The sequence below is a fragment of the Candidatus Omnitrophota bacterium genome, assembly GCA_028693815.1.
Classification (GTDB): Bacteria; Omnitrophota; Gorgyraeia; order Zapsychrales; family Aceulaceae; genus Aceula.
This window is the reverse complement of the sequence record JAQUUP010000002.1, coordinates 74,797-98,411: the sequence shown is the minus strand read 5'-3', so window position 1 is coordinate 98,411 and position 23,615 is coordinate 74,797. Positions and strand designations below refer to the sequence as shown.

The window sequence follows — 23,615 nt, the reverse complement described above, 5'->3', positions numbered from 1 at the left end:
GACGCGTCAGGAAAATGAATATTTATCCTTTAAAGCACAGCGAACAAAAGTTAGCCTGTGCGAATTAATCCAGAAAATATTTTAATATTTTCTGGATTCCTTAAAATCATTAGCGGCTGCAGGACTTATAACTTTACTTTTCCCTTTTTAAATAAGCTTCTATGAATACATCCAAATCGCCATCCATGACTTTTTGAACATTTCCAACTTCACAACTCGTACGATGATCTTTAACCATACAATACGGCTGAAAAACATACGATCGGATCTGGCTGCCCCATTCAATTCTTTGCTTCTCTCCATACTCAGTAGCCATTTTCTCATCTTGCTCTTTTTGTCTCAGTTGATACAGTCTAGCTTTTAAAACACGCATTGCCGATTCTTTGTTTTGCAGCTGTGAACGTTCATTTTGACACTGCACCACAATACCTGTTGGTATATGAGTCAAGCGCACAGCCGAATCTGTGGTATTAACACTTTGCCCTCCTGGGCCAGATGAACGAAAAATATCAATGCGCAAATCATCCATGTTAATATCAATTTCAATATCCCCTTCGACTTCCGGAATCACATCAATAGAAGCAAAAGAAGTATGCCTTCTTTTATTCGAATCAAAAGGTGAGATCCGCACTAATCGATGCACCCCTTTTTCTGCCTTTAGAAATCCATACGCCATTACGCCACTAATGCGCAGCGTCGCGCTCTTAATGCCGGCCTCTTCCCCAGCCAAAATATCCAAAACTTCCACTTTATGTTTCTTGTTCTCAGCCCATCGCGTGTACATGCGCAAAAGCATACTAGCCCAATCACAAGATTCAGTTCCGCCTGCGCCAGCATTAATGCTTAAAAGTGCATTGTTTCGGTCAAATTCACCACCAAGAATCGTTTGAATTTCAACTTGATCGATATTTTTGGAAAGGTCTTCTAAATCAAGCTGAATCTGCTCTATAAGCGAGGCGTCTTCCTCAGCAAGCTCGCTGAACTCTTTGAGATCTGAAAGCCGACTAAGAGAATCTTCAAAAGGATCCACAACAGATTTTAAAACCTTTAAATCTTTCATCAATTTGTTAGAGGCATTGCTATCATCCCAGAAATTTGGCTGCGCCATCTGATCCTGAATAGATACAATTTGCTGATTCTTCCCTGAAAGATCTAAAAGTCCTCTTAAACTTTCTAATTTCTTCTCAAGCTCTTTAATTCTTTTCTTAATTTCTTCTAGCATATATATCTATATGTATATTAATAAAACAATTGAAACGTATTATATCACATCTTTTTTAGAATACAATTTTGAATTTGGAAGTCAAAAATAGAAGAAACTGGATCATATTTTAAAGTCTTCTTAAGCCACTTAGCTCTAAATCAAATTCATCTCTACTATCAGAAGCACTTCTTGCATCTTCTTCTTCAACTATTCCATTGCGAACAAGCTGCGCTAAAGTCTGCTTAAAGGATTTCATGCCAAACAATTTTCCATCGTTAATAAACGACTGGATTTCCCGAACGCTTTGCTCGCGAATAAGACGCGCAATCGTAGGCGTTGTGAACATTGATTCATAGGCAGGAACACGGCCACTCCCATCTTTGCAAGGCAAAAGCCGCAAAGACAAAACCCCCTTTAAAAGCATAGAAAGCTGAAGGCTCATTTCTGCATGAAGATGTGGTGGAAAAAAATTAATAATACGTTCAAGTGTTTGAACTGCATTATTTGTATGAAAAGTCCCTAAAACAAGCGCTCCCAGCTCAGCTGCAGAAAGTGCTGCGCGCATAGTCTCTTCATCACGAATCGTCCCAATAAAGATAACATCAGGGCTTTGCTGCGTCACATGACGTAAAGCCATAGGATACGAATAAAAATCAAGACCCATCTCTCTTTGGTTCACCATACTTTTTTTATCTTTAAATAAAAACTCAATCGGATCTTCTAGCGTAACAATATGTTTTTCTTGATTCGCATTAATATAATCAAGCATACTTGCAATCGTCGTTGTTTTGCCAACACCTGCCGGACCACAAGCTAATATAAGACCCCTTGTTTCTTTAGAAAATATTTCACAAATCTCTGTTGGTAGCTTTAATTCTTCAAAACTCTTGGTCTGATTCTTAACATAACGCGCAACCAACGCTGGAATGGTTCTCTGATAAAACACGTTCACACGAAAACGTCCACAATCAGGATCATTGTAAATAAAATCGATGTCCTTATTTTGCTCTAAAATATCTCTTTTTCTTCTATCATCAAGAAGAGTTGCGAGTAACTCACTCATATCCATGTCAGAAACAGGTTTGTCGTCTAACTGCTGCACTTTACCGTTAATGCGCGCTCTCGGCAAAGCCGCAGACCTTAAGAATAGATCTGAAGCTTCTTGTTCAACCATCTGCTTAAAAAACTTTTGCAATTTCATAATATTTCCTTAATTTTTTATATCGTTAATATTGAATATAATATTATACCTTAAAACATTTGCAGCCAAAATCTATTTCTTTCAAAAATGACTATTCTGACTTCAATAGACTCTGTTCTTCAAAAGATTGATTAAGAGTTTCTTTTTCCATATTCAGCAAGAATTTCTTCAGGTTTGCTCCTCCTGCATATCCACCCAAAGACCCATCAAGGCACACAACACGGTGGCAAGGAATCGTCGGGGCATATGGATTCTTATTCAAAGCTTGACCAACAGCACGGGCAGCTTTTGGTTTTCCTATTTTTTCAGCCACCCACTAATAAGACCGCGTCTGGCCAAAAGGTATTGTTTGAACCATCCGCAAAACACTCCACTGAAAATCGGTTAAATTATTTCTCACTAAATACCTTCTTAGATCGCAACAAACGATGATAATTAACAGCAAAGCGATGCGCTTCATCTCGAATACGCTGAATTAACTTTAAACCCAATGCATCCTTTGAAAGAACCACAGGATTTCTTTTGTATGGTACAAAAATTTCTTCGTTTCTTTTCGCAATAGAAATTACAGGAATATTTAAATCCAACTCCACAAGTTTTTCTTTAGCTGCCGAGAGTTGTCCTTTGCCTCCATCGATCAAAATCAAATCTGGAAAAAGAGCTGCCTCTTTTTTTAATCGCTGATACCGCCTACCAACAACTTCTGCAATCATCTTAAAATCATCAATGCCTTGTGTTTCACGAATACGAAAACGCCGATAATTCTTTTTGTCCGGTACTCCATTTAAAAAAGATACCATCGATCCAACAGACTGCTGACCCATTGTGTTCGAAATATCAAATGCTTCAATACGTTCTAATCGTCGAGAAAGATTAAGCACGCGCTTAAGTTGCTCTGCCTCTTTAAAGCAATTAATATCTTTCGTGCCAGAATACAAAGCGCCCATAGCTCTTATTTGATCACGAATTTTTCCTGCTTTTTCAAAATCTTTATTTTGAGAAGCCTGCTCCATTTCTTTTCGAAGAAAACGATACAAGCTTTCCTTTTTTCCTTCTAAGATTAAACAAACATTCCGAATTATTTTTTGATATTCTGTTTTTGTAATATTTTTAATGCACGGAGCATCACACAAGCCAATATGATAATCAAGGCAAGCTTTTTTGGGAAGATGTGCACACGTACGAAAATGAAAAATCTTTCGGATCACACCCAAAGCCTCACGAATCAACTTAGCATTAACGTACGGGCCAAACATCTTAAACATTTTTCTACCAACATCTTTAGGGCGCGGGCGCACAATCGAAACTCTTGAGAAATCTTCATCCGTCATCTGAATAAACGGATAGCTTTTATCATCTTTTAAATCAATGTTATATTTTGGCTTATATTTCTTTACGAGGCTCGCTTCCAAAATCAAAGCTTCCGCTTCGCTTAACGTCAAAATATAATCAATGTCATTAATTTCCGAAACAAGTGCTTCTGTTTTAAGAGAATCCGTTTTCTTTCGAAAATATGACTGCACGCGCTTACGTAAACAAACCGCTTTTCCAATATAGATGATTGCTCCTCTTTTCGATTTCATTAAGTACACGCCGCTCGAAAGAGGAATTTGTGCTATGGTTTTTTTAATATCCATTGGATTATTTTTTGTGCTTGATAAATTTTTAGAAAATAGCACGATTGGAAAAAAACAAAAATACTTACGAAGCTAACAAGAAAAAAACGAATCATCTCTGGAATACGATCTGCCAGATTCCAAAGCCATAATGACAATGATCCCATCACCATAGACGCCAAAAGAACTTTAAGCCCGTAATCAAGGAAACCTTCTCCAATATGCTTTAAGCGTTTATTTAAAATAAAGAACAAAATAGAAAAATTAATCGTTGCTGCAATTGAGCTTGCCAGGGCAATCCCCCCAATCTTTAAAGGCCCCATCAAAAGAAAATTCAACATCGCATTAATCACCAAACAGAACCCCGCCGTCTTTGCCGGCGTCTTAGTGTCCTGAATCGAATAAAAAGATGTCACCAAAATCTTAACTCCAGCAAAACAAAAAAGTCCGATCGAATAAAACAGCAACGCCGAGGAAGTAATCGTTGTTGAATAAATATCAAACTCTCCCCTTTGAAAAAGCAGACGGATGATCGGAACAGAAAAAAACATTAAGAATATGCTGATCGGCAACATCACAAATAAAATGCTTTTTAAGGCAAAATTGAATGTCCGTTTAAACTCTTTAAAATCATTACGCGCAGCAAACCCTGACATCGAAGGCAAAAGAGCAGAGGCAAGTGCAATACCGAAAAGACCCATAGGAAATTGTAAAATACGATTAGAATAATAAATCGCGGAAATTCCGCCAGCCCCAACGATCATCGCCAAAGACGCACAAAAAGTATCAATAAAAACCGTTAATTGATAAACGGCTGATCCCAATAACCGCGGTAAAAGTAATTTTCCAATCTTTTTAGCGCCAGGATGCTGCAATGTTCGAGGCCACTTAAAACGAATACCCTTTTTAAAAATTGGAATCCCTTGCACTGCAAGCTGCAAAATCCCACCGACTAAAACACCAAACGCTAAGCACAAAACAGGGTCAATCTTTGTTTTAAGTGAAACAAAAACACTGATTATAATTGAGATATTTAGAAGACACGGACTAAACGCCGGCACAGCAAAAGACCTTAATGTATAAAGAATGCCTGCTCCATACGCTGTTAAGCTAATAAAAATTAAATAAGGAAACATCAATCGCGTCAACTTAATCGTTAAATTAAGCTTTTCACTGTCAACCACAAATCCAGGCGCAATCGCACGCACAATAATAGGGGCAAAAACAATTCCTGAAATCGTAATGACGCTCAAAACAATCGCTGCCAACACAAAAACAACGCTTAAAAACTTCAATAATTCTTCTTTTTCTTTTTTCTCTGCATATTCCGAAATTACAGGAACAACCGAAGAATTAATTCCACCTTCACCAACCACGTCTCGAAATAAATTAGGAATACGAAATGCCACAAAAAAAGCATCTGCCTGAAAACCAGTTCCAAGGAATCGAGCCAAAATTACATCACGGACAAACCCCAAAACTCTCGACCCAAAAGTCCCTAAGGATAAAATCGATGTTGACTTAAGGATACCTCTGCTGGTGTCGTGATGTGAATATTTATTAGTTGACATGCGTTTATCTCTCTGCTATATTGGCGCCTAAAGAAAGGAGCGATTATTTATGCCACAAAGACGATCCGGCATCCAAGAATTACGTTTAACTAAAAAGAAGCATTTGCACAATTTAGACGTCAAAACCGACCTTAAGAAAACCATCAAACGTTTTCGCACGGCTGTTGAGTCCAAAAATGTCAGTGAAGCGAAAGCTCTTCTTAGCACTGTATTTAAAAAGATTGATAAGTCTGTCAAGCGCAATCTAATCCAAGAAAATACAGCTGCCCGAAGAAAATCTCAATTTAGCAAACTGCTTAAGAGCACAACTTAACAACTAAGACTTCTAAAGCATATTCTGAGCTAAGACGACTTCGCTTAATGCAAAAGTCTGCATCTTGAATCATCATAAGTCCTCGGCGAAACCTTTCTTTTGAGATTCGATTTCTTGAATTCTTCCAAGACCAAACGATAGGTGCCATAATTTTGAGAGGATGGTTTCCCTCTTCAATAAGCTGAGTTAACAACTTTAAAGCGTCAATTTTTCGATTAGAAATAATCGCCCTTGTCATTTCAAAAACATCTGCTTTTTTCTTTTGCTCAAAATTAACAACTGTGATTGCTTTACCTAATGTTCTTAAAAAGCTATCCTTTGTGCTCCATTCATCCGCATCTAAAATAAGATCTACTGTCTTATCACAATCCTTTTGACAAGAAAGAATAATTTTCTTAGCTCTGGCATTTAATTCATGTGCTTGACGAAGGAGTACTACTCTTTTTTTAGAAACACTAGGAAGTGAGATAAGAGATTTTTTCAAAATTTCATCATTCAGCTTATGCCCATGCAATATCTCGTAATCAAAAGACAAAGATTCTTTAGAAGTAAGTACGCTAGTTTTTATTTCGGAAATTTTGTTTTCTTTAGATGGACTCTGACCAACAAGAAGATAAATCATTGTTTAGCACCAACTCCGGCTACCAGTCTTCAACAGTTCGTTCAACAATTCTCTTTGCGAGATCTTTAACGGCCTCATCAACGGCTGTGCTCTCAGATTGAGCAGCCGGTCCTGATTCAAAGAATGTTGCATCTCCTGAAAACCTTGGCTCAACCCAAAGAGGCTCACTGCTCGCAACATCCCAAAGCACCAAAGAAACAATAATCGTTATGCGATATTCCTCAGCGTTGTCATCATCATCATACCTTAAAGCATCTCGAGTATAATTAATAAGTTCGCTCTTGAGAATAACATCGGCTTGGTCTTCTTTCGAAACCTTAAGATTGCCATCATAAACAAATTGATTAATCGTTTGGTTGGTTACTTTAACTTCCAACATTGGAATATACAAATTCTTACTTCCACGCGATGCTCCATAATCAACATTATTCGCAAACGGTTCGATATAAATCGTATGAATATCTGATAAAATTGGAGATAACGACCGTGTAGCATAACCACACCCAGTAAAATAAATAGGAACAAAAAGAATAACAAAAATTTTTATAAAGCTTTTCATTTCTATTTAGTCTTTTCTTCAATAATTTTAATTTGTTCTAAAGCCTTAATCGCCCACTGATTTCCGGAAAACTCGTCAATAATTGACAAATAATAGATCTTTGCAGCTTCATAATCTTTTTGTTTTTGATAAAATTTAGCCGTCAAAAAATTATTTTCGGCTTCTTTCTCGCGCAACTCGGAAATTTCAGAACGAGCTTTCTCAGACAATTGAGCATCTGGATATGTTTTAATAAAATCTTCAAATCCTTCAGCTGCCGCTTGCGTCACTCTTTGATCATAAGCAGCGCCTGGCGATCGCGCAGAATCAACAACAGCAATCTGATATCGAGCAGGCTTAACCCATTCATTATCTGGATAATCGTTAATCACCTTCTCAAGCTCATCACGTGCTTCAGAATACATCTTTTTTTCAGCCAAATATAAACCAATCTTATATTGCGCAATAGGCGCATAATTGCCATATGGCGCATTTTTAATAACCGTTCGAAAAACATCAATCACATCGTATTCCCCGCCAGTCAAAGTAGAAATAAATCGATTTTTGGATGGAGTCAAAAGCATTTTCTCACCGATCTTGTATTGACGCTCAACAACTTCAGGAGCGAGATCACTAAAAGGATACATATCAATAATCTTCTGATACTCTTGGAATGCCTTATAAGGATCATCTAACTTTTCAAAACATTCACCAATATACCATTGTGCTTTTGGTGCTTCCGTTGCCCGCGGATAATGTTTAATCAGCTTCTCAAATTCATTAATGGCCTTCTTAAATTCCTGTGCATTTAGAAATTCTAAGCCGTAATCTAGCTGTTCTTTTGGGGTTTCTTTAACGGAATATTTTGGATTAACCCATTTATTCGTCTCTGGCGTCCAAAGCCAAAAAGCAGAACAATTTCCAGCACAAATACTAATAATAGTAATAGTTATAATTATTATTCTTTTCATGTCGTCCACTTTATCATAGTTGAATAATTTTGTCAATCTTGCGAGGATGCTTATTTTCTCTTAAAATTCTAAAGAAACAAAGTCCAAAAAATACCATATAATACGCTACAACCACGCCAAACGAAAAAGAAAAGTGTTCAAAATAAGCTCCCGGGATTTGTGACATAAGATAAATGCCTGCCACCATTACGCTTAAAACAACTTTGATGCAATACGCAAAGAAAATATTTAAACCTGGGACAAAAACCCCTGTAAACATTAAACTTAAGCCCAGAGCAATAACAACAGAAATACACGGAATTACAAATAAATTAGCCAAAATCGTAATAGGCGTAACGATTTCGAAATAATATCCAACGAGCCCGAAAACCCCTATCCAAACAATTAAGGAAACAAACAGTGACTCAACAAAAAACTTTGCCACCCTTCGCTTGCTCAATTTCTCTAACATCCATGAACTCTTTGAAAAAACCGGATACAAGCATAAAATCGAAAAAACACTCACAAAAGATAACTGAAATCCAGCATCAAACAAATAAAGAGGATTCATAATCAATATCGCAAAACCCGCTAAGCACAGTGCATTGATAGGATCCGATTCCCTCTCAGAAACAAAACTAAACAAAAAAATACTCGCCATAATTGTTGCTCGCACAACTGATGGCCGAGACCCAATCAAAAAGCAATAAAAAATAAGAAAAGCCGCTGTTAAAATATATCGCCATTTTCTTTTTAAAGGAATAATTTTAAGTGCAAGAAAAATCAAGAAAGCCACAATACCAATATGAAGACCGCTAATCGCTAAAATATGCGCTGTTCCTGTCTGAATAAAAAGCTCGCGGATATGTACAGGAATATTCTGACGATCCCCCAAAAGAATCGCGTGCATAATACCAGATTGATTCGATGTAAAGTTCGCATCCAAGATACCCGACAACTTCTTCTTCAAGCGAAGAGAAAATGCTTTTAAAAAATTGCCTTGATTTCTTCTGATCACATCAACCGGCAACGCTTTCTTTACACTTAAAATACACCGAATCTTCTTTCTCAGAAGATATTCTTTGTATGAAAATCGATTCTCTGTCTTAAAATTAAATGCTGGATAAATCTTTCCTTCCATTTTAAGATAATCACCAAAAGCAATGTCTCTTTCTCCGAACACATGGACTAAAATTCTTCCGCTTTTCTTTTTCCAGCCCCAAGGACTTTTGATACGTTTAACATCAAGCTCAAATGAAAGTTTTTTTGTCGCATGAAAATCTTTTTCTTGAACATCAGAAACAACAATACCCTCAATCGTCACAGAATCTTTTCGATAAAATCGAACAATACTTGAAATGTCGTCGGGTCCAATGCTTTTTGCACTTTGAACAAGTGCTGCTCCAAGCAAAAACAATGAAGCAAAAATAAAAATAAGCGAAACTTTTGTTTGTTTAAGAAAAATATAACTTAAAGAAAATCCAATCAAACAAAAGAAGCTTAGAATATAAAATGAAATATTTATGTATTCTCCGACAAGAATACCGAAACTGAGGAAAATAACCATACTTAAGAATGGTCGACGAGGGTTCATAGTCAGGGCGGTGGTTTTAAATACCGAATAATAGTTTTATACTTTGAACCGCTGATACCTTTTATTTCTTTAAGCTCTTCTAACGTTTCAAATGTCTTGTTTTTGCGATGCTCCAAAATCTGATCAGCTGTGGCAGGGCCAATTTGCGGAATCTTGATCAACTGATCGCGGTCGGCTCGATTAATATCTACCTTTGGATAAATTTTCTGGCTATCGACCACATTAATCAAATTCCAAAGGTTTGGATTTTGCTTAAACACATAATAAAAAAGGCTCCCCAAAATAAGGGTCGCCCCAAAATAAATAACAACAAGTCGCTCTTCTTTTGTTAGATGAAACATACGCTACCTGATCAATTAAATCTTATCAAACAAGAATAAAATTAGAACAAAGATGGTTGTTTGGCTAACTTAGCTCTCTCAGCATCAGAGAAAAGCTTAACAACACCATATTCTCCATCATAGCCGGGTGCAATATTTACTTTTCCTTGACGCATACGGCTGACACCTTCAGCAACCACATCACCAGCACAAACTTGAATATCTTTAATTGGTTTATCCCACAAAATCGAAATTTCTCCGCCAAGAGCATTAAGCATCGCATGAAAGATTTTCTGAACAGCTTTTGAATTTGGCCCCATGCCTCTAGCCTCAGCAACAACCTCGACAAGCGGAATCAAACTATGATAAGGGCGCCATCGCTTGCTTTTTTCTCCTTGTTTCCGGTCGGCAAGTTCTTCAACCCGCGCCATAACACCGACTGTCACAGATTTTCCGCAAACAGGACATAATCCTTTATTTTTTATAGTCTTTTTAGGTGTTAAACATATCTTGCAATCCCGATGTCCGTCATAATGATATTTCCCTTCTTCCGGAAAAAATTCAATCGTCCCTAAAAATCCTTTGTCTTTTGGATCTTTAAGCGCTTTATACATCCCATTATAAGAAAATTCTGTATCAAAAATATTCGACTCGCGCGCAAGCTTTGATGCCGAATGCGCATCTGAATTAGAAATCAAAACATAATCATCCAGCCGGCTTAACCGCCAATTCATCAAAGGATCAGACGACAAACCTGTCTCAAGAGCAAAAACATGCTTAGTCAAATCACCAAAACAATCTTCAACTCGATCAAATCCACTTTTAGAACCTAACAGCGCAAACCACGGCGTCCAAATGTGCGCTGGAACTAAAAAAGCCTTGTCGTCAGCTTCCAAAGTTATTTCTAACAAATCGCGCGAATCTAAACCCAGAATCGGACGGCCATCTGAACAAATATTTCCAATGGCCCCAAGCTTCTTTTGAATCTTTTCTGCAGATTTTAAATGAGGCGCAAGAACCACGTTGTGGATTTTTCGCACCTTATCCATTTTTTTATAAATGCTTGAGATTTCAACTGAAAGAACAAACCGCACCTTGCCTCGACAAGACTTTGGAACGTCTTTATCAATTTCTTTGGCATACTTTTCTTTTAATTTAAAAAACCCTGGCTCAGCTTCTTCAAGTTTTGTTGTGATTTCCTTAAACCACGCCGGATGCAAGAAATCTCCGCTGCCAACAACCTGGAGGCCTTTTAGTTGCGCCCAAAGATAGAGAGCCTCAAAGTCTAATGATTTGCTGGTTGCACGGGAATATTTAGAATGAATATGAAGGTCAGCGTAGAATTTTGACATAACTAAGGTCACGCGTAACAAGACGCTTGTAACTTTTATACTACAATATTTACAATTTTATTTGGAACAACAATAAAACGCTTAATCGGCTTATCAGCGATAAACTCTTTGATTTTTTCATCAGATAAAATAATGTCTCTCAAGGTTGCCTCATCAGCATCCACAGGCACTTGAAATTTTCCTCGCAACTTACCATTAACCTGAGCAACAACCAAAACTTCGTCGACAATAAGCGCTTTTTCATCATGTGTCGGCCAATCAATCTCACTAATCGTTTTATCTTTCTTGCCAATTTTATTCCAAAGCTCTTCACACAAATGCGGCGTAATCGGAGATAATAACAAAACAACTGTTTCGATAGACTTGTTTAAAACAGCAGGCTGAACAACATCCGCCCCTTTTTTACCCTTAACGTGCTGATCAATTTTATTAAGTAAAATCATGATGCTGCTAATTGATGTATTAAATTTAAAACCTTTTTCAATGTCTTCAGTAAATTTCTTAATCACACTATTACGTTCTCGTTCTAAATCTTTATCGCTATCATTAAACGCTTGCTCTTTTGCAACCGAATCGTACTTTGTTTCTACTAAATTCCAGATACGAGACAAAAATCGCCAAGATCCTTCCATCGCGCCATCATTCCATTCCAATTGATCTTCCGGCGGAGCAGCAAATAAAATCGAAAGCCTTAACGCATCTGTTCCATATTTCTCAATCACCGAATCAGGATCAACCGTGTTTCCTTTAGACTTAGACATCACCTCGCCATCTTTTAAAACCATACCTTGTGTTAGAAGACGCGTAAAAGGTTCATCAAATTTTACCAGACCTAAATCTTTAAAGAATTTAGTAAAAAACCGTGAATACAAAAGATGTAAAATCGCATGCTCAATGCCACCAATGTATTGATCAACTGGCATCCAGTAATCAGCGTCATTTTTATCAAAAACTTGATTTTCATCATGCGCTGAACAATAACGAAGATAGTACCAAGACGAATCAAAAAATGTAGCCATGGTATCTGTTTCACGCTGAGCCGGCTTGCCACACTTAGGACACTTAACATTTACAAAATCATCCCTCTTAGCCAAAGGACTTCCTCCTTCACCTGTAATTTTAATATCTTCAGGAAGTACAACGGGAAGATCTTTTTCAGGCACAGGCACAACACCACAGCTCTCGCAATAGACAACAGGAATCGGTGTGCCCCAATATCGCTGACGAGAAATCAACCAATCACGCAAACGCCAATGCACAACAGACTTTCCAATTTTCTCTTCTTGCATCCAATCTGAAATTTTCTTTAAACTCACGACATTGCTAATACCATTGAATTGCTCAGAATTCACCAAAACACCTTCGGCTTCGTACGCCTCAGTCAGCTCATCGGCTAAAATACCTTTTCGCTTCGGATCTTCAATAACAATACGCATTGGCAAATCATGTTCTTTAGCAAACAAAAAATCTCTCTGGTCATGCGTCGGCACAGCCATAATCGCACCAGTTCCGTATTCCATTAAAACATAATCCGCAATCCAAATTGGAACCTTTTCATTATTCACAGGATTAATCGCATAGATCCCTGTAAAAATTCCTTCTTTTTTAAGGCCGCCAGAAATGCGATCCGTTTTACTCACCTTTGCTATTTTTTCACAAAACGCTAAAACTTCTTTTTCTTGTGGCATCCCTTTAATAAGCTTAGAAACAAGCGGATGCTCAGGCGCTAAAACAACATACGTTGCACCAAAAATCGTATCTTGACGCGTGGTAAAAACGGGCAAAACCTCATTTGTCTTTTCAACCTTAAAATAAATCTCAACACCATAGCTTTTGCCAATCCAATTCTTTTGCATGGCAACAACACGCTCTGGCCATTGTTTTAGCGTATCAAGATCCTTTAAAAGCCTTTCAGAATAATCTGTAATTTTTAAATACCACTGATTTAAATCTTTTTGTGTAACTTCTGACTTGCATCGCCAACACTGCCCCTGAATAACCTCTTCATTAGCCAAGGTTGTCTCGCAACTTGGGCACCAATTGACGGATGAAGCCTTTTTGTAGGCAAGACCTTTTTCCATCATCTTTAGAAAAATCCACTGATTCCATTTATAATAATCCTGATTACAAGTAGCAAGTTCACGCGACCAATCGTAAGAAAATCCCATCTTTTCAAAACCTTGATGCATTTCATGAATGCAACGATAGGTCCATTTGGAAGGGTCAGTTTTATGTTTTATGGCAGCATTTTCGGCAGGTTGACCAAAAGCATCGTAGCCAATTGGATGAAGCACATTGTAGCCTTGCATCTTTTTCATGCGGGCAATCACATCAGCAATGGTGTAGTTTCTAACATGGCCCATATGGATTTTGCCCGATGGATACGGAAACATCTCAAGAACATAATATTTTGGTTTTTTTGTATCTTGTTTAACTTCAAAGACTTTGTTGTCTTTCCAAAATTTCTGCCACTTTGATTCAAGGTGTCTTATAGTCTCAATATCATAACTCATAGAAATCTATTTTATACTAATATTAATATTTTAAAAGGAAAAAATTAGAAGGATAGGAATTTCAGTCTAAATCCACTTATTTCGTTTAAAATAAGTCAACAATGAAAGCGCCACAACAAGCATAAGACCCAGCGCGTAAGCATAGCCAAATGGCCATTTAAGCTCAGGCATAAATTCAAAATTCATTCCATAAATCCCAGCAATAAAAGTAAGCGGAATAAAAATAGCAGCAAAAATAGTAAGAACTTTCATGATTTCATTCATTTTGTTGCTAATCGTAGAAAGATAAATATCATGAAGGCCAGAAAGCATATCGCGAAAAGACTCGATTGTATCAATAACCTGAATCGTATGATCATAAACATCTCGCAGATAAACAAAGCTAGTTTTCTTAATCAGCTTTGAATCCTTGCGCTGAAGATTGCTTAAAACTTCTCGCATAGGCCAAATTTGCTTACGCAGGAATATAATTTTTCTTTTGAGCTGGTGTATCTCTTGCGGAGTATGAACATCTGGTTTTTCTAAAATGCGATCTTCAAGTAATTCTATTTTATCGCCAAGCTTCTCAAGAACAAGAAAATAATGATCGACCAACGCATCTAAAAGCAAATATACCAAATAATCAGACCCTAGCTTACGCACACGCCCCTTGTTAGCACGCAGTCGTTCACGAATAAAATCAAAAACATCGCCCTGCTTCTCCTGAAAAGAAATCACAGAATTTGAGCCTAAAATAAAACTAACTTGTTCGTCAATAAGGTCTTTGTTTTTCTCATCAAAATAAATCATCTTAGCAACAATAAAAAGATAATCTTCATAATCATCAACTTTAGGTCGCTGAGTCGTATTGACAATATCTTCTAAAACAAGCGGATGAATACCAAAATGATCATCAATCTTTTCAATAACAGATAAATCTTCAAGCCCATCAATATTGATCCAGGTAATGCTGGGTTTATCTCGAAACGCAAAGCTTTCTTCAATAGAGTTTAATTGTTTTTCTTCTAAATTATGAGAATCATAATCAATAACTGTAATTCTTGTTTTTTTGTGATGCTTTTCTCCAACGTGGATTAGTGTGCCGGGAGGAAGACCAGCGGTCTGTGATTGTTTTTCAAATAATTCTGTCATCGCGTTATCTCTTTATTAATTGGAACCTTTTTAAAATCTAATAGCTTTAACAATGCATTATAATATCACATTCAAAAAGTTTCGTTATAATTATTTAATCGCATTAACATGTTCTTGCTTTAAAAAACAAACGGGGCTTTGTTCTTAGAACAAAGCCCCAACTATTAATAAAAAATTTTTTAAACCCCTACCTCTAAATCTTTTCGCTCAATAACAACTTTTGGAAATTCACCCTCCTTATCAACAGTAATCGTGTGATAATTCGTATCTGTTTTAAAATAATCCAGCCCCCTCTCGATATACTGCTCATCGATCTTTTTTGGAACAAAGAACTTATTACACATATCTATTGCCGTTTGACGACTAAAAGATTTACAACAATAAACATCAACAGAAATATAATTCTTAGGAGTCAAGGTATGAATCACAATCGAGCTTTCAATCAAAGGCGCCCAACCTGAAAGGCCAGCCTTATCTGGAAAACGGGTAGCATCACTTCGAAATATATTTGGTGGAGCTTGTTTTTCCATACCTAAAGCTCCCACAATATCATCTAAAAACTGATAGCACAAAGAAAGATCGTCGCAAACCCCTTCTTTACACCCATACAAATCTAAAAGTAGCTGATATCCGAATACTTGATCTGTCATCTTCATATTGCCCTTTCAAAATCAAATGTATTATAACTAATTATATTTATACTATGAATACGTTGGTAAAAGCAAGGGAAAAAACCTTTTTTCTTCAAACGCCTTCTTTTTTTCTTATGCTCTAAATCAAACTTTCTTCTTTCGGCTTATCGTAATCAATATCCTGGCGCTCAGACCAACGGGTTTTATCATTCTCAAAATCTTCTTCATTTAATCCTAAAACAAAAAATATATTTGTAATCGGCACAATATCAATAATCACCGGCACAAATCCTTGAATATTATTAAAATCAATATTTTGAAGCTCTAATGGAACATCAAAATCAATCTCATCACCCTGAGTTTTAATATCAAAACTTTGGGCATTAAAATCAATGCCACCTTTTAGTTCGTCATTCGCATTTGGCATATCGTCATTCGTATCTTGTAACTGACGACTTGTGGCTTGTGACTGGCCGTCAGGCCTTTCCTGCACAGCATCCGCAGTCAGCGAAAAAATCTTTTCACTCTGCATAGAATCGGCAACAGAGCCAATATCCTTCAAAATAATAACTTCTCCACCTTTATACTCCGAAATGATTTCAAAACCTGCCTGCGTAAAACTCTCAACAATATGCTTAGGCATACGATTGTCATAGCGCCTTTGATCCATTTCTTCTCTATCAGAAAATGCAAAACATAAAAGTCCGCCAGAGGCAAGCACGCTCCGTAAACTTTTAATAAGTTGATCTGCTTTTTCTTTTGATCCTTTTTCTAAATAATTATCTCCAAGGACGTAATTTAAAACAGAAGCGGCAAAAATAACATCAAACTTTTTATCACCTAACAATGAAAGATTGAGAATATCCGCTCTTTTTGACTCAACACCATATTTTTGACGCGCCCAGCGTGTTCCGCGAAAACTTTTATCAGATGCCATAGCATCAGCACCTTGACTTTTAACCCAATTAATAAATTCTCCATCTTGTCCAGGCGCAATCTCTAAAACGCTTTTTCCATTCCAAGAATATTCAAGATTCTTGAGTTGATCAACAGCCTCTTGAGTTGAGCCGCTATACCAAATATATAAATCATCATTCGGGCCTTCCCCGTAATACTTCGGACCATAACAATCTTTTTCGCTAGAAGGATCAGGCGTCCGGCTCAAAATCAATTCCATTAAACTTTGAACTTCGCTTTCAGAAATATTCTTTAATCTGTTTCTTTCTTCTCGTAATTCATAAATCAACCAATCAAACCGATAAAAATTATTTCTCGCAAGTTCAGTTAATTTTTTTTCAATAGCCATAAAAACAGGTTTTGACAAAGAAACCTCAGAAAAAATATCTTCTAAATCAGGCAAAATTCTCTCTTCGAAATATTTCATTCTTCCATAGCGGCCGTAATCCTCTTTAGATAAAATCTTTCTAAGCGCATTGATCTTTTTTTCTGTCAAGAATATCGACGAACTCGTCTCTTGCTGAGGACTAATCAAAAGGAGGCTTTCTCTGATCGGCAGATACGTATCGGGTCCAGATTGGTTAATCATAAAAAAGTCTTCTTTTCCCGGATAATCCTCCGTCTGACTATACAGAACTTTTGGCATTTCTATTTTTTCCACAATCGAGAGATTAAAGGCATCCTCGCTCAAAGGCTTTATTTCTTTTTTGGGCTTTGCGAGGTTAACAAATAATCTTCGAAATCTTCCACAAAACCAAACCGTTCTAAGAAAATATATCTATTTTTAGGACTCATCCCAACTGAACCCTTTTTTTCAATAAAAGACTTCGCCTGTTTTTTAGTAATGCCCAATATTTCTGAAAACTGATCGTAATCACAACCCCATTTCTCTTTTAGAAAAGAAAGAAATCCTGTTTTTCCAACAATTGCTGTACCGCGCCATGTACTTGCATACTCAAGCAAAAGAATACCAATTTGCTGTTTTACCTCCTTGGATAAAGAAGAAGAACTTCTTTTTACAATATTGCCAGAAATACCATATTCCCTAAAAAATTCTACCCCGCTTTTTTCACCGCTTGCATTCTCAGCCGCTATGTCCTTAGTCATAAAAATAATTTTTCTTATACCGTTACCATTGCCATTTCCATTTTTCTTAAAAAACTGAGATAAAAATAATACTTCCTCTAAGCTCATATTTTCTGCCTCAGGAATGATAATCAAATCAAAACCTTTGCCATTGTTGCCAATATCTGCTCTCGACAAATAACTCTCAATATCTTCATACATTTGACTTTTGCGAACTTTTAAGACACCAGAATTACCATTTAATATCGCGCCTTCTCCATCAGGCAAAACAACCAAGGCTCTCTTGCTGAAACCTGTATACTGCTGAACAACTTCTTGGGTCAAAACATCCATTTGATCACTATCAACCTGATCAACAATTAAAAAAGGAGATTCATTAATGGCATATTCTACGATCGATCTCATAAATGGTTCTTCTGCAAAATAATCTGAATTATAAAAATTATGTGGTTCAATTCTGTCATCTTTCTCACTTGGAATATATCCAAGAGCTTTATTTAAAAATATGTTTCGAGTATCTTCATTACCTGAAAGCTCAAGATTCTCTTCTATGCTTTGAACAAAATCAAAAAGCTGCCATAACTCTTTAAATTCATAGCGAGGCTTCCCGGATACTTCTTTTTCTAATTTCTGCAAAATCTTTATTATTATTTTTCTAAAAACTCTCTGCGCACGGTTTACCCTCTTTGCCCTCGCTCCTTCCTTAAGTTTCCTTTGCTCCTCTGCCTTCCTTGCTCTTTCTGCTTCCCTTAGCTTCTTTTGCTCCTCTGCTTCCTCTGCCTTCCTTGCTCTTTCTGCTTCCCTTAGCTTCTTTTGCTCCTCTGCTTCCTCTGCCTTCCTTGCTCTTTCTGCTTCCTTTAACTTCCTTTGCTCCTCTTTTTGCCTTACCCTTTTTTCTTCCTCTAATCGGGACTGCTCTTCAAGCCATTTCTCAGGTTCTGATTTTAAAAACGACTCATAAAACACCTTCGGTGTGACGAGCCTGCCAAAACGTTTGTGAAGCTCTAAAACATAGTCTGCGGGGAAAAGGTGCGTTTCAATAAGCCGATCTATGATTTTTTTCTTGCCTCCAACATCCTTAACAAATTTTTTGTTTAGATTAGTGTTGTATCCTTCTAATAATTTCTGAAGGCCAACATGAATTCCATGTTCTTTTGAAAAACCAATTTTGTTCATACTCAAAGACTCTATTCCTTGAACATTTTGCTCTGTCAAAACTCCTTTTTCAACTAGGAATCTTAAAGAACCACCATTAAGCAAAAGTAATGTTTCAACAACTTGCTCAATACGCTCTTGACTATACGTAAACGAATTAGATGGAAGCTTGGAAAGAATTTTCTTAGAAAGCTTCTGTTTAAATTCTATTTCTTCTTTAACAAGGCCTCTTACTGCCCTCCCATATCCTCTGGGATCATTTCTGTATAAAGTCCACATCTGCGTTTCTTTGTCATAAAGCATTCTTCTTTCTATCCTTGTTGTCGAAATTTCCTTAACTTGCTGAATCGTGAGAGGATTTTTCTTAAGATGGGGAATGATCAAGCGTACAATCTGCTCAGAAGAATTTACTTTTCCTCCAGAAAATATCTCATCTTCCCAATCCCAAATATGGCGCCCGAGCTTTTTTCCATTGGAATCGTATCCAATAATAGCATATTCAATAACACCCTTTTTGCCGATGACAATCTCAATTCTCAAAGAAACTAAAGACTTAAAATGATGCGACTTTTCATTCTCTAATTTCTTATAATCGCGCGAATTCTTAATTGCCATTGGCAAAGAAGGAACAACCGTATCTCTAGCACCTATATAGCGACTTCCTGTCTCAACAACATAAGTTCCTGGTTTAGCATTAACAATAATATCAATAATTTTCTGATCAATCTCCTTTTTAAGATCTCTCTTAGGCCTTTTAAGCTCTCCGGCCTCAAGATCTAGCTCATAATTCGTGATCTCTTTTCCTTTCGCATCATATCCAATAAAGAAATATCTTGCTTGTTTTCCTTTTTCTTTAATAATTTTAAGATCTAAAAAGACTGCAAGATCTGATAACCCAAAACGATCATTATTAAAATTCCCACTGCCTTTTTCTGCTTTTTTTATCATTTTCAAAAGATTTTCGGAAGGCCTTCCCCGTGATCCCATCACCAAGTCAGCTTCAATAATAAAAGTTCCGTTATCGACTCCAGTAATAATCTTTTCTATTTCCGATATTTTCTGATCCCTTAAGCTAAGAATTCTTAAGCTCTCAAAATCAAGCTTAGCTGTTTGACCATACATTTTTTTTGTTTCTTCAATAAAATCAACAGATTCAACTGCCCCTCCTTGACTCTTTTTAATTTTAATACCCAACCCATCAAGCCCAGATCCAAATGAATGAAAAGTATCTTTTTTTAAAGTCTTATATTTTCCATCCTCTTTCTTTTCTGGCATTGGAGTACCCGGAGAAATCTTTCCAGACATCATCGAATAAAATAATCCAGTATGAACAAAGAAATCTCCCTGCTCAAAAGAGTCGTATACAGATTCAACTAAACTTAAAGTTCGCTTGGCTTCTTGATCAAAAATTCTCGGAAGCCCTACCATTTCACCTTTTTCATCTCTTCCGATCAAAACGATCTTTTTAGGATTCCCATTTCCACCTGGAACAAGCATAATATCAAGATCCCGCACATTCTCACCAAAACCATGGGCAACATTGCGCCTCAAAGGCTTAACCCCACCAAGATTAACAATAAAACTTTTTAATTTTCCTCCTAAAGCCAAACCTTCCTTAGCTCCTTCAATAAGAATCGGTTTAGAAATATCCGATTTATAAAGTTCTTGAATTCTTTCTTTTACTTGCTCAAAAGACAACCCCTCGACAAAAAATGTATTTTCAGCAGAAATTTGAGAAGGTGAAGGAATCCATTCGACCCACTTATCATCCTCTAATTTCTGCACAGCCCCAAAAATAGGTTTTGGAAAATTATTTTTTTGCTGAGATTTTCTATCCTGAGGTATTATTGTTGAGCTTGCTGCCTTGGTTTGTGTTTCCAGCGCTGATGAAGAAATTTGGTTTTTAAAAATCGATTGATTTCTCTGACTTGCATATTTCTCGCTTTTCTGTTTTCGCTTTTCTATCTGCACTTGAGCAAAATCTTGCTCTTCATCAATTTGTTCTTGACTCTTAGTTTTATAAGCTCTTGGATCATCAAAATTTGTTGCATAATAAGTATTCTCCATTCCAAAGCCGTTAAAGTGTAATTTTATAGGCGCAATTGCGCCATTGAGAATTGCATAATAGCTTTGATCTAATATCCTAAAATTATTAGAATTTTGAATATTCGGTTTTTTAAGCAGGTCTCCTATTGGTTTCGTATATGGGAAATCAAGCTTTTCAACATCAACTTTTGGAAAATACAAAGGAATTACTTCTTTAAGATATTTTGTATCAAAAGAATAGAAAATTGCTGGTTTTTGTTTTTTAAGAACATTTAACTCTCGAGCTTCCCAGAAAACACGCATTCTTACAGGCGTTCCGGGCTTATGGTGACGTACAAGCGATTGAAAAAAGTCAGATTCACGGCCAAAACTTTTTCTGTTTTCATCAGCATCTGAAAACATTGCCTGAGAAGCTACTCCTTGAGAACGTAAATAACTTGCGAGATTTTCAATAAAATTAAAAGAAAAACAACTAAAATTTAAAAACATAACATGCTCTACGTCTCCACGAGCTATGAGAGCATCACCAAGTCTTTTATATTGAAGATACGTAAAATTACCTGGCCCCAAATTTTTTTTGTTTGCATGTCCTCTATAAAAGATTCTAAGCGCTCCAATCGGAGTCTTTTCTATTCGCTCTATCAGACGATTAATAATTTCTTCTGTTCCGCCTTTAAATGATTTTATATCTGACGAATCAACATTGGCGCTAATCTCAAAAGCTTCCATTTCTTCCAAGCTAAATTGAGATTCAATATTTGCTAAATTAATAACTTTTATGCCTCGACCAAAAACAATTGTATCAGCAACATGATCTTCTAAATGAATAACAAGATTTACTGCACGCTCAAGATTGTTTTCATTATTAGGAAGCTTAAAGAAATCTAAAAAATCTCTAGCTACAGCTTTTCTACATTCATCCTGCAGCTCTTTTTCTGTTAAATTTACATACGCCTTATATCTTGTTTGAAAAGCCTCAATAGGGTTCTGTTCGGCTAAACCATCAAAAAACTTATCAGAAGAATCAAGCTCTTGAAGGTCTCTATGATTATCAAGAGCTGCGTATGGATATTCTTTTGCCCACTCAATCCATTGTTTTTCTGAAACAAAATCCTTTAATTCTTGATAATTATCAAGAGCTATATACGGGTATTCTTTCATCCATTTAACCCATTGTCTTTTGAAAGCAAAATCCTTTAATTCCGGGTAATAATCAAGAGCTACAGATGGATATTCTTTAACCCATTCAAACCATTGTTTTCCTGGGATAAAATCTTTTAAAGTTGAATAATTATAAAGCGGGACAGGTAAATGTTCTTTCATCCATTTGTGCTCCGGAGTCATTAGGACAAATCTACTCGAATCTTGCCTAAGACCAAGCATCTGAAATGTGACTAGAGCAACTAAAGCTGATTTCTTAATAGCTGTTCCGATCGCACTCCCAGCTCTTTTTCCGTCGGGGGTATCGCCATCGGTAAACTTAACAGCTTCTTTCATGTAGAACTTACTGAATGTTTCTCCCCCAGAAAAATATTTTCGTGGAATATTCTTATGATCATATTCGTCATATTCCACCTTGATAAAGTCACAGACGCCTTTTTTAAAAGAATCAACATACTGATCATAAATATCTTGTGAGACATCTTTGGTGTCCACTCCCTTAATCTTGCTTTGGTCAGAATAGACTTTGTTTACAATCGACTCTTTTAGATTGTTCTTAAACCAATAGGCTAGGATGAGAGAATTGTAAATTTGACAAAGTTGAGCAAAGTTTTTTCCTGTGTTAACTTCTTTTTCGAGGGCTGGGATGATAATTTCACGGACAACATCAGAAGCTAATTTATTCTGTGAAGAGTGAAGCGTATCTTGTGAAGAGTCTTGCGTTTCACGTTTCACGCTTAACGTTTCACTTGCGCGTGTTAATGCAACGTAGTCTTCCTCCAGCATAACCTTCAACCTTGATTCCACCACAAAAGCCCTATCTTCTTTCACATACACTTCTGCCTTTTGAGGCATAATCCAAACTTTATTAAAGGTATCCACTGGGATATTGGTGGTTCCATATTCTTCATAGGCTTTCTTATAGATTTCTTGCCAGAACTGTTTGCCAAGTTCATCTTCTGGGTATATCAGAGATGCTGTGATTTGCTTTAAGATATAGTCTTGAGCGAGCATGTCTGTGCCCATATCTGTAGAACCAAGACTATCAGGAATGATTCGATCTTGTTCATGAGGAGACAAGTTAACCCAGAGATTGTCTTCAGGAATCGTTAGAGCAGCTAAAAAGTATTTGATTAACTTCTCTGATTCGGCTTTTAAATGAGCGCCTGACTTACGAAAGCCTTCAGCTTTCGTCAAGTCAGCCTGCGCGAATTTACTCCGTGAGCCTTGCGGCCCAGCAAGGCGAGTCGAAGCTTCCTCGTTTTCAATTATTTCATCTCCCGCGTCAACAATGAAATCAAATTTTAGGGGATTATCAGGATAAACTCTTATTCCACGAAGAATGGTCGGCGTAAATGCTGGGCTCAAAGACACCATGGTGCCAGCCGTAGGAAGCGCCAGAACGCTCTGTGCTCTAGCTTTAGGAATATACGGCGCGAACACAGTATTTTCCCCAAAGGCTATAAGGACAAATAGACAAATGGCCCTAAAAAAAAGACGTGATTTATATTTCTTTTTTATCTGGAACATAAAGTATTAGTATATATATGTTTACTTGAGTGTACTCTTGAAAGTATAACATCTGGGCTTGGAAAAACAAGGTGACGATAAAAAGCCAGCTTTAAATAAAGCTGGCTTAAACGCATAAATGAG

The 23,615-nt window shown here is 36.8% G+C and carries 17 protein-coding genes; 1 reads left to right on the top strand and 16 read right to left on the bottom strand.

Annotated features, from left to right (window positions below):
* Positions 1-133 precede the first annotated feature (133 nt).
* The 5 genes from prfB to murJ form a co-directional block, all read right to left on the bottom strand.
* Positions 134-1,222, bottom strand: coding sequence for a peptide chain release factor 2 (prfB, locus tag PHY73_01115; GenBank protein ID MDD3374309.1), 1,089 nt, complete (start codon positions 1,220-1,222; stop codon positions 134-136).
* Positions 1,223-1,331: 109 nt separating this feature from the next.
* Positions 1,332-2,405, bottom strand: a complete 1,074-nt coding sequence (locus PHY73_01110) for a PilT/PilU family type 4a pilus ATPase (GenBank protein MDD3374308.1) — start codon at positions 2,403-2,405, stop codon at positions 1,332-1,334.
* A 91-nt stretch (positions 2,406-2,496) separates the two neighbouring features.
* Complete coding sequence (locus PHY73_01105; protein MDD3374307.1) at positions 2,497-2,718, bottom strand: MGMT family protein; 222 nt, start codon at positions 2,716-2,718, stop codon at positions 2,497-2,499.
* Positions 2,719-2,794: 76 nt separating this feature from the next.
* Positions 2,795-4,042, bottom strand: coding sequence for an excinuclease ABC subunit UvrC (locus tag PHY73_01100; GenBank protein ID MDD3374306.1), 1,248 nt, complete (start codon positions 4,040-4,042; stop codon positions 2,795-2,797).
* On the bottom strand, positions 4,021-5,592 hold the full coding sequence (murJ, locus tag PHY73_01095; protein MDD3374305.1) for a murein biosynthesis integral membrane protein MurJ: 1,572 nt from the start codon (positions 5,590-5,592) through the stop codon (positions 4,021-4,023). Before murJ ends, PHY73_01100 begins: the two co-directional genes overlap by 22 nt.
* A gap of 49 nt (positions 5,593-5,641) precedes the next feature.
* Here murJ and rpsT point away from each other — a divergent pair, with 49 nt between their 5' ends.
* The gene (gene rpsT / locus PHY73_01090) at positions 5,642-5,905 is read left to right on the top strand and encodes a 30S ribosomal protein S20 (GenBank protein ID MDD3374304.1); all 264 of its coding nucleotides are present in this window, start codon (positions 5,642-5,644) and stop codon (positions 5,903-5,905) included.
* Here rpsT and PHY73_01085 read toward each other — a convergent pair.
* The 11 genes from PHY73_01085 to PHY73_01035 form a co-directional block, all read right to left on the bottom strand.
* On the bottom strand, positions 5,889-6,527 hold the full coding sequence (locus PHY73_01085; protein ID MDD3374303.1) for a hypothetical protein: 639 nt from the start codon (positions 6,525-6,527) through the stop codon (positions 5,889-5,891). The two genes, rpsT and PHY73_01085, sit on opposite strands and share 17 nt — an antisense overlap.
* A 19-nt stretch (positions 6,528-6,546) precedes the next feature.
* Positions 6,547-7,086 carry an LptE family protein gene (locus tag PHY73_01080; protein MDD3374302.1) on the bottom strand — a complete coding sequence of 180 codons (540 nt, stop codon included), beginning with the start codon at positions 7,084-7,086 and terminating at the stop codon, positions 6,547-6,549.
* 2 nt (positions 7,087-7,088) lie between these two features.
* Positions 7,089-8,036, bottom strand: a complete 948-nt coding sequence (gene bamD / locus PHY73_01075; protein MDD3374301.1) for an outer membrane protein assembly factor BamD — start codon at positions 8,034-8,036, stop codon at positions 7,089-7,091.
* Between the two features lie 13 nt (positions 8,037-8,049).
* On the bottom strand, positions 8,050-9,609 hold the full coding sequence (locus PHY73_01070; protein MDD3374300.1) for a ComEC/Rec2 family competence protein: 1,560 nt from the start codon (positions 9,607-9,609) through the stop codon (positions 8,050-8,052).
* A gap of 2 nt (positions 9,610-9,611) precedes the next feature.
* The gene (locus PHY73_01065) at positions 9,612-9,950 is read right to left on the bottom strand and encodes a helix-hairpin-helix domain-containing protein (protein MDD3374299.1); all 339 of its coding nucleotides are present in this window, start codon (positions 9,948-9,950) and stop codon (positions 9,612-9,614) included.
* Between the two features lie 41 nt (positions 9,951-9,991).
* Complete coding sequence (locus PHY73_01060; protein MDD3374298.1) at positions 9,992-11,281, bottom strand: endonuclease Q family protein; 1,290 nt, start codon at positions 11,279-11,281, stop codon at positions 9,992-9,994.
* A 35-nt stretch (positions 11,282-11,316) separates the two neighbouring features.
* A complete protein-coding gene (gene leuS, locus PHY73_01055; GenBank protein ID MDD3374297.1) occupies positions 11,317-13,794 on the bottom strand; it encodes a leucine--tRNA ligase in 2,478 nt (825 codons plus the stop codon).
* Between the two features lie 66 nt (positions 13,795-13,860).
* Positions 13,861-14,925: a magnesium/cobalt transporter CorA gene (gene corA / locus PHY73_01050; protein MDD3374296.1), complete on the bottom strand. Its 1,065-nt coding sequence runs from the start codon at positions 14,923-14,925 to the stop codon at positions 13,861-13,863.
* A gap of 179 nt (positions 14,926-15,104) precedes the next feature.
* Positions 15,105-15,575 (bottom strand): S-adenosylmethionine decarboxylase, encoded by a 471-nt coding sequence (locus PHY73_01045; protein MDD3374295.1) that lies wholly within the window; start codon positions 15,573-15,575, stop codon positions 15,105-15,107.
* A 121-nt stretch (positions 15,576-15,696) separates the two neighbouring features.
* Positions 15,697-17,175, bottom strand: coding sequence for a methyltransferase domain-containing protein (locus tag PHY73_01040; protein ID MDD3374294.1), 1,479 nt, complete (start codon positions 17,173-17,175; stop codon positions 15,697-15,699).
* A gap of 35 nt (positions 17,176-17,210) precedes the next feature.
* Positions 17,211-23,405, bottom strand: a complete 6,195-nt coding sequence (locus tag PHY73_01035) for an MAP7 domain-containing protein (protein ID MDD3374293.1) — start codon at positions 23,403-23,405, stop codon at positions 17,211-17,213.
* Positions 23,406-23,615 lie beyond the last annotated feature (210 nt).

What these genes read in the sequence shown, in the direction of transcription:
- PHY73_01045 (MDD3374295.1), bottom strand. Translation starts at nt 15,575, where the DNA reads ATGACAGATCAAGTATTCGGATATCAGCTACTTTTAGATTTGTATGGG.
- prfB (MDD3374309.1), bottom strand. Translation starts at nt 1,222, where the DNA reads ATGCTAGAAGAAATTAAGAAAAGAATTAAAGAGCTTGAGAAGAAATTA.
- bamD (MDD3374301.1), bottom strand. Translation starts at nt 8,036, where the DNA reads ATGAAAAGAATAATAATTATAACTATTACTATTATTAGTATTTGTGCT.
- PHY73_01085 (MDD3374303.1), bottom strand. Translation starts at nt 6,527, where the DNA reads ATGATTTATCTTCTTGTTGGTCAGAGTCCATCTAAAGAAAACAAAATT.
- rpsT (MDD3374304.1), top strand. Translation starts at nt 5,642, where the DNA reads ATGCCACAAAGACGATCCGGCATCCAAGAATTACGTTTAACTAAAAAG.
- PHY73_01060 (MDD3374298.1), bottom strand. Translation starts at nt 11,281, where the DNA reads ATGTCAAAATTCTACGCTGACCTTCATATTCATTCTAAATATTCCCGT.
- PHY73_01080 (MDD3374302.1), bottom strand. Translation starts at nt 7,086, where the DNA reads ATGAAAAGCTTTATAAAAATTTTTGTTATTCTTTTTGTTCCTATTTAT.
- leuS (MDD3374297.1), bottom strand. Translation starts at nt 13,794, where the DNA reads ATGAGTTATGATATTGAGACTATAAGACACCTTGAATCAAAGTGGCAG.
- PHY73_01110 (MDD3374308.1), bottom strand. Translation starts at nt 2,405, where the DNA reads ATGAAATTGCAAAAGTTTTTTAAGCAGATGGTTGAACAAGAAGCTTCA.
- PHY73_01065 (MDD3374299.1), bottom strand. Translation starts at nt 9,950, where the DNA reads ATGTTTCATCTAACAAAAGAAGAGCGACTTGTTGTTATTTATTTTGGG.
- PHY73_01100 (MDD3374306.1), bottom strand. Translation starts at nt 4,042, where the DNA reads ATGGATATTAAAAAAACCATAGCACAAATTCCTCTTTCGAGCGGCGTG.
- corA (MDD3374296.1), bottom strand. Translation starts at nt 14,925, where the DNA reads ATGACAGAATTATTTGAAAAACAATCACAGACCGCTGGTCTTCCTCCC.
- PHY73_01070 (MDD3374300.1), bottom strand. Translation starts at nt 9,609, where the DNA reads ATGAACCCTCGTCGACCATTCTTAAGTATGGTTATTTTCCTCAGTTTC.
- murJ (MDD3374305.1), bottom strand. Translation starts at nt 5,592, where the DNA reads ATGTCAACTAATAAATATTCACATCACGACACCAGCAGAGGTATCCTT.